The organism is Galbibacter pacificus, assembly GCF_029603165.1.
GTDB lineage: Bacteria > Bacteroidota > Bacteroidia > Flavobacteriales > Flavobacteriaceae > Galbibacter > Galbibacter pacificus.
Map to the genome: position 1 here is coordinate 407,750 of NZ_JAQSVC010000001.1, position 14,177 is coordinate 421,926.

Genomic DNA, 14,177 nt, shown 5'->3' on the forward strand with positions numbered 1-14,177 from the left:
TTTTATATTATGATGATTTCGTAGGATTTTTAGGAAATAGAGACTTCTCGATTTCCTCCAAGCTCTTATTTTTAGTTTCTGGAAGTCGGAAGTAAACAAACATAAAGCCCAAAACACATATGAATCCATAAACCCAAAAGGTGCCTGAGGCCCCTAAGTTTTTATTTAGAAGGGGAAATGTTTGTACCAATAAAGCAGATGCTATCCAGAGCGAAAAGGTTGAAATGGCCATTGCGGTACCTCGAAACCTATTTGGGAAAATTTCGGAAATGATAACCCAGGTTACCGGTGCTATCGAAACAGCATATGCGGCAATAGCAAGTAATACCAATATGAGCATAGGCCATCCCGAAACCTGTAAAGCGTACATTGAACCTATTCCCAGATAGACAAGAGAAAGACTGCCAGCACCATATAACATTAATTTTTTTCGCCCGATTTTATCAATGCTAAGCATGGCAATTACAGTGAAAACCAAATTAATACTTCCTGTAATTACAATATTCATAAATAAGTCGTTCATGTTGTACCCCGCAGCAGTAAAAATTTCTTGTGCATAATTGAATATGATGTTAATTCCGCACCATTGTTGAAAAACGGCGAGGATAATACCTATGGATAAAATGGTTGAAGATCTTTTTGAAAAGATTTCTTTAAAGCTGACTTCTGGTTTATTACCATTTAATGTGTCTTCTACTTTTTCACTTTCTAAATCTGCATAAGTTCTTCCGCCAACTTTAGTCAGGATGCTTTTCGCCTTGTCACTTTTTCCTTTTTTTATTAAAAACCTGGGGCTCTCTGGTACAAAAAACATTAGTATAAAAAATAGGCAAGCGGGGATTAATTCGCTCCAAAACATCCATCGCCATCCAGTTTGGCCATTCCATGAGTGTGAAATTTGTATTTGCGAAAATTCCTCAGGGATAGATTCAGAAATCAGCATATTGGTTATTTGTGCAGCTAGAATCCCGATAACAATGGTAAGTTGGTTTATAGAGACAAACATGCCCCGGGTTTTTGGTGGTGTAACTTCAGCAATAAACATAGGCGAAAGGGTAGAAGCCATACCAATTCCCACACCGCCAATAATACGGTAGATAATAAAGTAATTAAAATGTACAGCGGCTCCAGAGCCATAGGCAGAAATGGTGAAGAAAAGGGCCGACATTATTAGTAAGCGTTTTCTTCCAAATCGATCCGCTAGAAAACCGGCAAGTGCAGCACCAATAATGCAGCCAATAAGTGCACTGCTAATAGCCCAGCCTTGGAGGGAAGGGGTATTTGATATGTTAAAATATAATTCATAAAAGGGTTTAGCTCCGCCAATTACAACCCAATCGTAACCAAACAAGAGCCCTCCAAGGGCAGCCACAAGGCAGATGAAGAGCAAAAATGTATAATTGTAGTTTTTCATAACGCTTTAGATGCTTATGATGTAAAACTACTATATACGAAATCGTTTTCTATGGATATTATCTTTAATAAAATGGACTATTCTATTATTTATCACTTAAATAAAGAGACTAAATTATAATAATTTAATGTTGGTAATCTTTTCTGTATTTCAGGGGTGACATATTCATTGTTTTTTTAAACAATCTTGAGAAGTATAGTGGGTCGCTAAATCCCAGAGAAAAGCATATTTCTTTTATGCTCAATGAGGAAAAACTCAAATATTGACAAGCTTTTTGAACCTTTAATTGATTAAAATAGTGTATGGGAGAATAACCGGTTTCTTTTTTAAAAAGCGAAAAATAGTGTGATGGGGAGTAGTTGTGCTGCTTGGCAATATCGCTTACTTTTAGGGGGCTTTCTATGTTTGCTTTCATGTACTCTATAGAAGCTTGGATTGTATTGTTTTCTGAGAAGCGTTTACCAACTCCAATAAAAAACTCCTCGTATAAAAATGAATTTAATAATTGCCATAAGCTTATGTTGGTATATTCTATATTTTGAATACTAAATCCATCTTCCAATACATCAATGAGATTATCAAAAAGACTAATTCTTCTTTCTTCTAAAATGATAGAATTTGCTTTGTTTTTTCCGGACTCTAAAAATTTTTGATACAGGAATCCGGCAGTATTACCTGTAAAATGCAACCAATAAATACTCCATGGATGTACAGTTGAAGCATAATATTTGTGAGGGATGTCAGGGGGGATAATATAATAAGTGTTGGGGGACAAGGAAATTTTCTTTTTATTAATATGGACAAAACCCTGACCATCTCTGCAATAAATTAGAATGTATTGTTTGCTGCCCTTTGCCCGTTGTAAAAAGTGATTGCTTGCGTTTGGAAAAAAACCAATATCCGTGAAATACAAGGTCTTAATTAGCGGATTTTTTTTAATATTGTTTGTAATTTTTTTGGGAAGGACAATCATTCTTTGACCTATAAAGCCATCGTGTATTTTTTCGTTTTTTGTCATGCCATTCAACTGCTATAAGTGTAATTTAGTCCATGTTATTAAAAGCAAAGTCCATTGTATATAGCAGGTATCCCGCTATTTTTGATTGTGTTTATCTAATGCCTAAAGATAGGTATATTGTTAATTATGATGTATATAAATGAATAATAAATGGAATAAGAGTTATTTTGGGAAACATAACAACCAAACTGTCTATCTTTTTAAATATAAAGATAATAATGGCTCCTATGTCGAAATTACAAATTACGGAGCCATAATAAAATCCATATATGTTCCTGATAATAAAGGGGGCTTGAAAAACGTTGTTTTGGGATTTTCAACTTTACAAGGGTACCAGGATGATACTTGTTATATAGGCGCTACCATAGGTAGGTTTGCCAACCGAATAAAAAATGCATCTTTTACATATAATAATGAGGATATAAATTTAGAGGCAAATGACGGGCTTCATCAAAATCATGGCGGTAAAGATGGATTTAACTCTAAAATCTTTGATTATGAAATTAAAGGTCAATTACTTGTTCTATCATTAAAGTCTGCTAGCGGAGAAAGTGGTTTTCCGGGGGATGTTCAATTTGAAGTGCATTATAAATGGGATACGCTATATAACTTGTCGATTTGTTATTTTGCCAGGGCAACAAAGGTTACCCCCTTGAATTTTACAAATCATTGTTATTTCAATTTGACCGGCAGTATGTCGAAAATTTGGGATCATTTCTTAAAAATAGATGCTACTGAAATGTTGGATACGGACTCAGAATTTATTCCCAATGGAAAAATTATTTCTTCAAATTACCCCGTAAATCACAAAAGTCTTGGAGAAAACCTACAAGCAATAGGCCGCGGAATGAATAGCTATTTCATTAGGTCGCAGAAGAGTCAAGATCAGAAAGACAAAATACCAATCTGTTCTTTGTATGAGCCTCATGTTGGGATACGACTGGATGTTTACACATCATATCCTGGTGTACAGATATATACAGGAGATTTTTTAAATGGAAATTATAATAAGAACCAATCATTTCAGCCTTTTCAGGGAATTTGTCTGGAGTGTCAGTTTTATCCTGATAGCCCTAATCATGAACATTTTTCAGATACCTTTCTAATTCCCGGTAAAATATATCGACAAGAAATTATATATTCTTTTGAGACTATTTCGGGGTAGATAAAAAGCAAAAAAACACCAAAATAGCGCTATTTTATTGATGCGACTATTTCCAATTTTAACTCTTGATAATCATGTATTGTCTATTTATGTAATGTAGTAGTGCCAGTTTCATTAAAGGAGTTGAGTATCCGATTAAAAACAATAATTCCATATACGTGAAGATGAGTCAATTACAAGCTATGGTATTACTGATGTTCGTTTTTGATCTTGATAAACGGGCTGATTCTTTAATGAACTATCTAATCGTATTTTGATTAATTATCATAGAACCATACATTTCCATAAATATAATTTTTCATTAAAAAATCTTCAGAAAATCCAACGTTTTTATAGATGTTCTTACCCATGGATGAAGCTTGCAGTGTTGCTAAATTTTTCTTACCATCAATGGCCTGGTTGAGGAGCTTTAAGATTACTTCTTCAGCAAGGCCTTGTTTTCTATATGTGGGAATGATACCCATTCCATGAATTCCTATAACAGTACCTGTTTCGTATGTAATAGCTGTACCTATGGGTTCCGTGTCAAGATAGACCAAATAATAATTAATTTGTTTTTTTGTATGAAGAATGGTGGCTGCTGAAATAACATACCCAAAACTTTGCGGATATATGTTCTCCCAAATAGCTGCTTCTTTGTCCGTAACGATTTTTTTTAGCTGCACCCGTTTTTGATGTTCAAATTTCATCTTTAATTCAAGGGACATTCCTATTTGTTCGGATTTTACAAGAAACCCTCTTTTTTCAAAGAGCTCAAATGCATCACTCTTAAAATCATCCCAATAGCTAATGCTCAATACATGGTTGGAATGCTTTATTACTTGAGATATTTCTTCTATACTATCATAGTCGGCCAATCTGTTGAGCCAAATTCGGTTTGGCCACTGTGCGCCCCGTATAAGGCTGTGACTAAATCTTTTTTCTTCGGTATATTGTCCTGAAGCAGCCCCGGCTATTTGCCATAGAGAAGTTAAATTGTGTATGTTTTCAGTTAAATTTTTCATTTTCATGCTATTTTGAAGTTATCAATAGTATTCCCAATATCATTGCTGCCATTCCCGTTAATCTTTTTGTAGTGATGGGTTCAACTGGTAAATTTAGCCAGCCAAAATGCCCGGCAATAATTGAAAAAATAAGCTGGCCGCACAGTCCTAAAGCCATCATTTTGGCGATGCCAATTTTTGGTATGGCAAAATAGTATAGTGTAATTCCGGTAACGCTAAAAAGGCCTCCAACAAACCATAAGTAGCACGGCACTTGCTTTGCTGTATGTATGCTGATATTATCTTTAGAAAATAGTAAAACAAAAACAATGGCAAATATTGCCCCGCTGGAATAGGTTGAAATCGATGCCAAAATGGGCTTTTTAACTAGGGTTCCTAACTGTGCGCTATATGCAGATTGTACCGCCAAGCATATTCCACCAAAAAAGGCAATTATTGTTGTATAATATTGGTTCATAGCAGTTGCTTTATAAAAGTTATTTCAATATCTCAGCCAAAAATTGAAGTGCATGTTCCCATGCACGATTAGCCATGACTTTGTTGTAATCGGAAGATTTTGGATTGGTAAAAGTATGTTTGCTGTTCCCATATGTAATCAGTTGCCAATCGGCATTGCTTTCCTTCATTTCCAGGATTGAGTTCTCATAATCTTCTTTTGTAACTGTATGGTCATCTGCTGGGTGTTGTATTAAAACTTTGGCATCAAAAGCATCATTATTCCGTCTTGGGTCTTTGTAAAGCGAACCGTGGATGCAGATAATTCCGACAACGGGAAGTTTTCCCCGGGCAGCCTCCAGGGCTCCGGTTCCTCCGAAACAATATCCCATGACTGCTATTTTGTGTGGATTGGCTCCGGCTTTGATTAATTCGGTTAGCGCTACTGAAATCCGTTTTTGATAATGCTCAAAATGTTGTTTGTACCATTTTGAAGTTTTTGAAGCTTCTTCACTGTCTTCAGGAATGTTTCCTTCCCCATAAATATCGGCTATAAAAGCCATATAGCCTTCGGCCTGCAAATTTAAGGCCGCATTTTTTGCTTCGTCATCAATACCCAACCATGCTGGCAATATTAAGATTGCGGGAAGATCTTTTCCTTTATTGGAAGTGATGAATCCATTTAATTTATCATCTTGGCATTTGTAGGAGATTGGCAGTAATTGTTGTGCAGGTCTCATATCTTTTCTGTTTTCTACAAAACAAAAGTATGGGCTTTACATTGTTCGACTCTTTACATATGTTGAGTGGACCTATTTTTCTTTCAATTTTTTACGGATCCGGCTCAATTGCGTGGGTGTGATTCCAAGGTTTGAAGCAATGTGCTGTAATGGAATCCGTTTATCGATATCCGGATATTTATTTAAAAGTTTTTCATATCGGGTGCTTGCATCTTGCATAACGATAGAAATTTCCCTTTGCTCTTTTTCAATAACCCAATTCTTTTCCAGGTAAGCAATGTAAAAATTTTTTAGTTCCTCGTTGGAATAAATCAACTTTTTATATTGTTGGTGGTTAAGGCATAACACGGAGGTGTCTTCAATGGCCTGTAATGTAAATTCGGACGGGGTATTTAATAGAGCTGAAACAGTAGAGCCCGCAAAATGATCTTCCATGAAGATATTTTTATTATAGGTGTTTCCGTGGGCATCGGTAAAATATGCAATTAGGGCGCCATTATGAATGTAGTATAATTTTTTGGATACCTGACCCATAGAAAGCAGCACTTCGTTTCTTTCTAATTTCTGAAATTCGGCTATGTTCGCAACTAGTTGAAATGCTTCATTTGAAATGGGGCAATAGCTCAATATAAACGTCTTCAATTTAGATAAAATTTTTTCTTCTTCAGGCATATGTTTACATTTATTTGTGCGGGGTTAATTTTTCTTCGTGTTGTATACAAATTTATTCTTTATTTAGATGGGTTTTATGATATAACCCAACGTAAAACACAAAAAAATTACGATCTCCCTTTAAGTTAGTATTGTGGGATGATTAAAAAACCATAGCAGCAGCCGTTATATAAAATTTAATGAAACATGCTCCATTAATTTATTTTAATAATTACATTATGTTTGGTTAACTTGGGCTATTATTGCATTATCATGAGGACTTGTTACATACCTTACTTTTTATTAATAATATCAACATGTATTTCCTGTGGGCCCAAGGAGGCCAAGAACCACATTCAGGTTGGTTTTGCACAGGCCATGAGCTCGGATAACTGGAGAAAGGAGATGGAAAAGGGCATGCAGGTCCAATCTTCTTTATATCCTCATGTAAAACTGGAAATAAAAAACGCCAATAATAATGTAGAAAGTCAAATTCAGCAAATCCATGACTTTATTGATGAACGCGTGGACGTTCTTATTGTATCCCCTATTAAGTCCAAACCGGTAACCGCTGCTATTGAAAATGCCTTAAAGGCCGGGATCCCCACCATAATTATAGACCGTAAGATTGATGGCAATAACTATACGGCATATATTGGAGCAAATAATATGGATATAGGAAAAGATGCGGCTAAATATATTTTATCGGGAATAAAAGATTTTACTTCGGTCGTTCAAATTACCGGAGATATAGCCTCATCGCCTGCAAGGGAACGCCAATTAGGGTTTGAATCTGTACTAAAGAAATCAGAAAAAGTGAAACTGGTGGCCACCATACACGGCGATTGGGAGAAACCATCGGTTACGGGGCCTTTGGACAAACTTCTCGATAGCATGACCCCTGGTTATATATTTGCCCATAATGACCGTATGGCCATGGGAGTTTGGGAAGTACTTAAGCAACATGACCTTCAAAATAAAGTAAAAATTGTTGGAGTAGATGGGTTATATGGTCCAAATGGGGGGATACAATATGTAAAGGACAAAATATTATTGGCTACCATTTTATACCCCACGGGTGGGGCAGAAGCAATCGACCTTGCAGTGAAAATAGTTAATGGGGAGTTTGTACATAAAAACAATACGTTGAACACAGTGGTAATCGATTCGGTAAATGTGGATTTGATGCAAAACCAGTTTAATAAACTTGTGGAGCAACAAAACGATATAGAAGGTCAACAACAAGTAATCAATGAGCAAGTAAAGGCCTACCAATCGCAAAACAGCATGATAAAATTAATGATTGGCTTGCTGGTTTTATTGTTGGCATTGGCACTATGGAGCATATATTCAGCTGTAAAAATTAGCCGCAGCAAGCGTAAATTGGAAATAATTAACGAAAAGATAAAAACGCAGCGTAACCAAATAAAAAAGTTTGCTCAACAGTTAAAAGAATCCAACGATAGCAAAATTAATTTTTTTACGGCTTTATCACATGAATTTAAAACCCCGCTCACACTTATTACAAGTTCGGTAGAAACTATTTTTGAACAAAATAAGGCCCTTGTTGGGCAATCTTCTTTTGAAATGAATCTTATTATAAATAATTCCAAACGTTTAATAAGGCTTATTAATGAATTATTGGACTTTAGAAAGTTAGAAACAGATTCTTTTACTTTAAAGCCAAGAAAATCCGATATAAAAGAAATCATGGAACACGTACTTGGCGATTTTAAACTGGAAGCTGTTAAGCACTCCGTTCAATTGAAGGTAAAGTACCCCAAGAGCCCATGCTATCTTTGGGTGGACACCAATGCCCTTGACAAGGTTTTCTTTAACGTGCTCTCCAATGCCATGAAGTTTACACCGGCTCATGGAAAAATAGAGGTCGAAATTTTTGAAGAAGAAGAAAAGGTGAAAATATGCATAAGAGATACCGGAATTGGCATTCCCCAAGAAGACATACAGAATATCTTTAATCCATTTGTACAAGCAAGTAACAATGATAGGCCTAGCTCTGGCTTGGGCTTATATATTGCCAAACAATTTATAGAATTGCACAAAGGAACCATAGCAATCCATACACAAAAGGGAACAGAATTCATTATTGTTATCCCCAAGGGAAATAAACACCTTCAACATATAAAAATATATCCCGATAATATACAAATTACTGAAGAATTTGAGAATCACTTAAAACCTTCTGAACCTGAAAGTATATTGTTTGAGCCCGCATCTGTGCAGGATAATTTTTCTGATTTGCTTATTATTGAAGACAATACAGACCTGTGCCATTTACTGGTAAAACAATTAAAAAACGATTACAATATCTATATCTCCATAGGAAACGATGCCATTGAAAAAGCACTTGATATAATTCCAGATATCGTTATTTGCGATTTAAACCTTCCGGAAACTTCCGGTTTCGAATTGGCCAAAAAACTGAAAGAAGACCTTAGAACTTCACATATCCCGGTTATCGTTTTAACGGCCATGGGCGATGAAGATTCATATATAAAAGCAATGAATGCCGGAGCCGATTTTTATATCACCAAGCCTTTCCAGATGGATGCTCTTAAACAGGTATTAAAAACAATTTTATACAATAGGGAGCGTTTGCGGTATTATTATGCAAATAAATTGGATAGTATTGCAAGTGTTGGTTTTGACAAAGACGAGCAGGACTTTGTAAAAAAAATAAATGCATATGTGCTCGAAAATTTAAACAATCCGGAATTTTCCGTCGAAGAACTGGCTAAGGAATTGCATATATCAAGGGTGCAACTTTACCGAAAGGTCAAGGCCATATTGGGGGTTTCTATCAGTGATTATATAAATGGCGTTCGTTTGGAAAAAGCCCAGGAATTATTACAGGATTCTTCACTCCATATTTCTGAAATTGCATACGGGGTAGGTTTTTCATCACCCGGATATTTTTCCACTGCATTTAAAAATAAATACGGGATTACACCAAAACGCTATAGGAATTAAAAACGATTTTTTTACTTCAACGTTATCGATAACCATTTTTATGTATCAATTTTTAAAGTAATGTTACATAATCAAAACTACAACGTTGTAGGGTTTAATTGGTTGTATGAAGTAACTTGCTGAAAATAAAATTGTTATATATGAATGTGTTATTGATTAACAATTTTAGAACTTTTTGAATTTTCCTTAAAATATAGGTCGGTTTTTTAATCATAGTTTAGTTTTCGAACATTTAAATTATGATATGAATAAATTGATACGCTGGTCAATTACTGCTGCACTGGCAGGATTTCTTTTTGGTTTTGATACCGTGGTTATTTCAGGTGCCGACAAACAACTTCAGGAATTATGGAACACAACCGATGCTTTTCATGGATCGGTGGTAATGGCCATGGCTTTATGGGGAACAGTGGTGGGAGCCATATTCGGCGGCATTCCAACCAACAAGTTCGGAAGAAAAAATACGTTATTCATAATAGGGATATTGTACTTGGTTTCTGCATTAGGTTCTGCTTTGGCAAACGGTCCCTTTACTTTTGCGGCTTTTAGGTTTATAGGGGGCTTGGGGGTAGGCGCTTCTACAATTGCAGCACCTACTTATATATCAGAAATAGCACCTTCAAAAAGCCGTGGACGTTTGGTGTCTTTATATCAGTTTAATATAGTGCTGGGAATATTGATGGCCTTTCTGTCCAATTACCTGTTAAGAGAAGCAGGAAATCAACCTTGGCGATGGATGCTAGGAGTAGAAGCAATTCCTGCTTTTTTATATATGTTCTTTGTGGTTGCCATTCCAAAAAGTCCACGTTGGTTGATTTCTAAATCCAAAAAAACTGAAGCTTCAAAAATATTGAAGACCATTGGCAGTGATTTGGATGTGGAACAATTGTGGACGGAAGTCAACTCAGCAAGTCAAAACAAATTTACTGGAGAATCTATTTTCATAAAAAAGTATAGTTTCCCGTTAATGTTGGCCTTTTTTATTGCCTTTTTTAATCAAATGTCCGGGATCAATGCCTTCCTCTATTATGCCCCCCGCATATTTGAAATAGCCGGATTGGGACAAAGCGCTTCGTTACTGAGTAGTATTGGCGTAGGGGCCATCAACCTTATTTTCACTTTAATTGGGGTATTCCTAATAGATAAAGCTGGAAGGAAACAATTAATGCTCGTCGGTTCTTTTGGGTATATCGTGTCTCTCTTATTGGTAGCCTCGGCTTTCTTTTTTAACTGGGGAGGCCTTTGGGTGCCCATATTCCTTTTTTTGTTTATAGCATCTCATGCTGTTGGGCAGGGTGCCGTTATTTGGGTATTTATTTCTGAGATTTTCCCCAATCATTTACGGGCCTCTGGTCAGGCATTCGGGTCTTCCGTGCATTGGGTGCTGGCGGCCATTGTTCCTTCGGTGGTGCCGGTATTGTTTACATCAATTGGTGCTGGTTATGTATTTCTGTTCTTTGCCTTTATGATGTTTTTGCAACTCCTGTTCGTACTTTTTTTGATGCCCGAAACCAAAGGGAAATCCTTGGAGGTCTTAGGGGAAGAACTATCCTTGAAGACGAAATTAAAATCTAACCGGATATGAAAAATAAAATGCTAACCAGTAATAATTATATATAAAAACAAGCAAACTAAAACTTTAAAACTCAAACTTATGAAGCATTATACTTTATTGTTTTTTTGTTTGTTGTTCTCCTTTTCACTTTGGAGCCAGCAAACGGAAGTTAGCGGTACTATTACCGCCGAAGAAGACCAGATGCCGTTACCCGGGGTAACGGTAATCGTAAAGGGCACTCAAAAGGGGACCGTAACAGATTTTGATGGTAATTATTCCCTTTCAGAAGTAAACCCAGATGCCATACTGGTGATAAGCTATATAGGCTTTTCCACGGTCGAGATTCCCGTAAATGGAAATACTACCATCAATGCCGCCATGAAAATTGATGCACAACAACTGGACGAAGTAGTGCTTACGGGATATACAACGCAGAAAAAGGCAGACATTACAGGAGCGGTTTCTGTGGTTGATATAGCCGAGATGAATAAACAGCCGCAGGCAAACCCAATGCAGGCCATGCAAGGCAGGGTTGCAGGTGTAAAAATAACTTCGGATGGATCCCCGAGCGGAGGAGGTACCAAAGTACTAATTAGAGGGGTCGGTACCCTTAATAACACAGATCCTTTGTACATAATCGATGGAGTGCCTACCAAGTCTGGGATGCAGGAACTAAATCCCAATGACATTGAATCTATTCAAGTATTGAAAGATGCCGCTTCGGCCAGTATTTATGGCTCGCGGGCATCAAACGGAGTTATTGTAATTACCACAAAAACAGGTAAAAATGGAAAGATGCGCGTGAATTTTCAAAACTATACTTCTTTTTCTCAATATGCAAATAGACAGGAAGTGCTAGATGCAGATCAATACGGCCAAGTGCTGTGGCAGGCCATGATAAACGATGGTATAGACCCAAATACCAATAACTTAAGCTATCAATTTGATTGGAGCGAAAACGGTGGAACGCCAACGCTAAACAATATCATTATCCCTGAATATTTGGATGCCGAAAAGACCATAAAATCGGCCAATACAGACTGGTATGATGAAATATCAAGGCTGGGGATAGCACAATCTTATAATTTATCGGTCTCCAATGGGTCTGAAAAAGGAAATTACCTCTTGTCCTTGGGGTATTACGATAACGAAGGTATAATTAAGGAATCTAGCTTCAACCGAATATCGGCAAGGATGAATTCTTCATATAAACTTTTAAACGGCAGGGTTACCATTGGAGAAAACTTTACGATTAACAGAACAGACGAGATTGAAAGTCCAAGTGTATTAGACCCTGCTTTAAAAGCACTTCCTATTATACCCGTTAGAACTGCAGACGGTCAAGGTTGGGGTGGTCCGGTGGGAGGAATGAACGACCGCCAAAACCCTGTAAGGTTATTGGAATACAATAAGGATAACAACAAGGAGTTTCAACGTATTTTCGGGAATGTTTACATAGATGTGGAACCTATTAAAAACCTTCATGTAAAGACAAATCTTGGGATCGATCAGGGAAGTTTTTATCAAAGGACGCTACAAAGGAGTTATGTGTCGGGGTATTTGAAAAACGACCAAAATGCAGTGAACATCGATCAAAATACAACCAATAAAATAACATGGAGCAACACGGCCACATATAACTTTGCCCTCGACAAACATCAGTTTAATCTTTTAGCGGGTACGGAATTATATAGGGAAAAATATCAAAATACCTATTTAAGAAGACAGGATTTTTTATTGGAAACCCCAGAATACATGTATCCCGATGCCGGAACAGGAGAATCTTTTACTGGAGGGGGGGCTACCGGCTATAGCTTGGTTTCCTTTTTTGGAAAATTAGAATATGATTTTGATAGCCGGTATTTATTTTCGGCAACCATTAGAAGGGATGGTTCTTCTCGATTTGGTGCGAACAACCGTTTTGGTACGTTCCCGGCATTTTCTGCCGGATGGCGCATAAGCAACGAAAGCTTTATGAAAAACGCAACCATGATATCCGATCTTAAACTACGGTTGGGATGGGGGCAAACAGGAAACCAAGAAATAGGGAACAACGCCATTTACTCACTGTACATAGCCGATTATGCCGGTGGCGATCCAACTTGGGGAACATCCTATGGTACTGCTTATGACTTTTCGGGCACCGGTAGCGGTTTGTTGCCATCCGGGTTTAGGTCTATACAAATAGGGAACGATGACCTAAAATGGGAAACTACCACACAGACCAATATAGGGTTGGATTTTGGATTTTTTGAACAGCACTTAAGTGGCTCGTTGGATTTTTATTATAAAGAAACCGAAGATATTTTGGTTTTACCACCTTATTTGGGGGCTATTGGAGAAGGCGGTAACCGTTGGGTAAATGGTGCGTCTATGGAAAATAAGGGAGTTGAATTGGCACTTATGTATCGTGGAGGTAATACTAGTGGCTTTACCTATGAAATTTCCGGAAATTTTGCATTGAACAGAAACAAGATAACATACTTGCCCATAGAAGTTCAAAACAATTATGGAGGAAATGGTACAGATGATAATATTCTTGGAAGACCAATTAATTCCATGTATGGATATGTGACCGACGGGCTTTTTAGAACGGATCAGGAACTTCAAAATTCTGCCGAGCAACAAGGGAAAGGTTTGGGAAGGATTCGGTACAAAGATTTAAATTCAGATGGTGTTATCGATGATCTAGACCGCGATTGGATAGGAAACCCGAACCCGAGCTTTACCTATGGACTTAATATGAGTTTTGGATATAAACAATTTGATCTTAATTTGTTTTTTGACGGGGTTGGCGATGTGGATGTTATCAACTCAAGAAAATACCAAACCGATTTTTGGAGCGTAGACGATGTAGGCTCCAATAAGGGAACAAGGCTGCTTAATGCCTGGTCACCAAGCAACCCGAATTCTGATATTCCTGCACTTACAACCATAGACAATAACGCAGAATCCCGGTTTTCGACATATTACATAGAGCCGGGCGATTATTTTAAACTTCGGAACCTACAAATTGGGTATACCATACCGCAAAATACCATTGAGCGTATTGGAATAAGCAAATTAAGGCTGTATACAGGTGGACAAAATCTTTTCACTGTACATAGCAAAGATTTTACCGGCGTGGATCCCGAGAATGCAGCCTTTGGATATCCTTTGCCATTAACAGTAACTTTTGGAATGGACCTTACTTTCTAAACAATA

Annotated in this window: 10 protein-coding genes; 4 read left to right on the top strand and 6 right to left on the bottom strand. The window is 37.1% G+C overall.

Going from position 1 to position 14,177, the window contains the following annotated elements:
• Window positions 1–7: 7 nt before the first annotated feature.
• Window positions 8–1,414, bottom strand: a complete 1,407-nt coding sequence (locus PSF86_RS01725; RefSeq protein WP_277898329.1) for a sugar porter family MFS transporter — start codon at window positions 1,412–1,414, stop codon at window positions 8–10.
• A 124-nt stretch (window positions 1,415–1,538) separates the two neighbouring features.
• Window positions 1,539–2,432, bottom strand: coding sequence for an AraC family transcriptional regulator (locus PSF86_RS01730; protein ID WP_277898330.1), 894 nt, complete (start codon window positions 2,430–2,432; stop codon window positions 1,539–1,541).
• A 139-nt stretch (window positions 2,433–2,571) separates the two neighbouring features.
• On the opposite strand from PSF86_RS01730, the gene PSF86_RS01735 reads away from it, so the two are divergent.
• Window positions 2,572–3,597 carry an aldose epimerase family protein gene (locus PSF86_RS01735; RefSeq protein WP_277898331.1) on the top strand — a complete coding sequence of 342 codons (1,026 nt, stop codon included), beginning with the start codon at window positions 2,572–2,574 and terminating at the stop codon, window positions 3,595–3,597.
• A 257-nt stretch (window positions 3,598–3,854) separates the two neighbouring features.
• Here the strand turns inward: PSF86_RS01735 and PSF86_RS01740 are convergent, their stop codons facing one another.
• From PSF86_RS01740 to PSF86_RS01755, 4 genes are all read right to left on the bottom strand, one after another.
• Complete coding sequence (locus PSF86_RS01740) at window positions 3,855–4,601, bottom strand: GNAT family N-acetyltransferase (RefSeq protein ID WP_277898332.1); 747 nt, start codon at window positions 4,599–4,601, stop codon at window positions 3,855–3,857.
• A gap of 7 nt (window positions 4,602–4,608) precedes the next feature.
• Entirely contained in the window at window positions 4,609–5,058 is a 450-nt protein-coding gene (locus tag PSF86_RS01745; RefSeq protein ID WP_277898333.1) for a DMT family transporter, read from the bottom strand.
• Window positions 5,059–5,077: 19 nt separating this feature from the next.
• Complete coding sequence (locus PSF86_RS01750; protein ID WP_277898334.1) at window positions 5,078–5,776, bottom strand: dienelactone hydrolase family protein; 699 nt, start codon at window positions 5,774–5,776, stop codon at window positions 5,078–5,080.
• Window positions 5,777–5,848: 72 nt separating this feature from the next.
• Window positions 5,849–6,448 carry a Crp/Fnr family transcriptional regulator gene (locus PSF86_RS01755; RefSeq protein ID WP_277898335.1) on the bottom strand — a complete coding sequence of 200 codons (600 nt, stop codon included), beginning with the start codon at window positions 6,446–6,448 and terminating at the stop codon, window positions 5,849–5,851.
• Window positions 6,449–6,700: 252 nt separating this feature from the next.
• On the opposite strand from PSF86_RS01755, the gene PSF86_RS01760 reads away from it, so the two are divergent.
• From PSF86_RS01760 to PSF86_RS01770, 3 genes are all read left to right on the top strand, one after another.
• Window positions 6,701–9,418 carry a substrate-binding domain-containing protein gene (locus PSF86_RS01760; RefSeq protein ID WP_277898336.1) on the top strand — a complete coding sequence of 906 codons (2,718 nt, stop codon included), beginning with the start codon at window positions 6,701–6,703 and terminating at the stop codon, window positions 9,416–9,418.
• Window positions 9,419–9,662: 244 nt separating this feature from the next.
• Complete coding sequence (locus PSF86_RS01765) at window positions 9,663–11,003, top strand: sugar porter family MFS transporter (protein ID WP_277898337.1); 1,341 nt, start codon at window positions 9,663–9,665, stop codon at window positions 11,001–11,003.
• A gap of 69 nt (window positions 11,004–11,072) precedes the next feature.
• Window positions 11,073–14,171, top strand: a complete 3,099-nt coding sequence (locus PSF86_RS01770) for a SusC/RagA family TonB-linked outer membrane protein (protein ID WP_277898338.1) — start codon at window positions 11,073–11,075, stop codon at window positions 14,169–14,171.
• Window positions 14,172–14,177: the final 6 nt, after the last annotated feature.